The 673-nt window shown below is 71.8% G+C and carries 1 protein-coding gene and 1 pseudogene; one reads left to right on the top strand and one right to left on the bottom strand.

What is annotated here, in order from left to right:
- A pseudogene (locus VQ03_RS30435) lies at positions 1 to 207 on the bottom strand (nitronate monooxygenase); the annotation flags it as partial.
- 357 nt (positions 208 to 564) lie between these two features.
- On the opposite strand from VQ03_RS30435, the gene VQ03_RS34905 reads away from it, so the two are divergent.
- Positions 565 to 673 (top strand): DEAD/DEAH box helicase (locus VQ03_RS34905; RefSeq protein ID WP_167376156.1); only part of this gene is annotated, 109 nt, incomplete at its 3' end.

Genomic DNA, 673 nt, shown 5'->3' with positions numbered 1-673 from the left:
CTCCCGCACGGCCTCGGCCCAGGCCAGGATCGCCGCGGGCTGCATCAGCAGCGCCCCGCAGGCCCCGGGCCCGCCGGCCCGCATCACCGCCACGGAGAGCGCCGGCGGGCAGGCCCCGGCCATCGGGGCGAGGAGGAGCGGCCGGCGCAGGCCGTAGGCGGCGGCGAACGTTTCCGCGCGGGCGAGGGCGGGGTGGCGGGCGGACATGAGGGCGGCTCCGGCCGTAAGAACACTCTCCGAGTGTATCAATCATCGGGCGAGACCCGAGAGCAAGCGTCCACCGCACGGGTGCCGCGCAAGCGACGCAGCGTCCGCCGATTGACTTCGCACCCGCACAACGCCATATGGCGGCTTGCAGCGTCAGCGGCCGATCGTGGTCCGCTCGAGAGGGCTGCGTGACGGATTTCGCCGCGGCACCTGCGCGGCAGGCCCGGCCCTCTCTTAATCGCTCGTCCCTCGGATCGCTCCATCACGCGGGCGGTCTCCTGACATCGGATCGCGATGAGGGCCGTGCGTTGCGCGCGCCTTGCGGCGATCCCGCTGCCAAAATTCAAGAAGATTCACTTGACCCAGTTCACCGATTTCGGTCTCGCGGCGCCGATCCTGAAGGCGCTCGCCCAGGCCGGCTACGTCACGCCGACCCCGATCCAGGCGCAGGCGATCCCGCCGGCCA

Origin of the sequence: Methylobacterium tarhaniae, assembly GCF_001043955.1 — a bacterium.
Classification (GTDB): Bacteria; Pseudomonadota; Alphaproteobacteria; order Rhizobiales; family Beijerinckiaceae; genus Methylobacterium; species Methylobacterium tarhaniae.
This window is presented reverse-complemented; position numbering and strand designations above follow the sequence as displayed.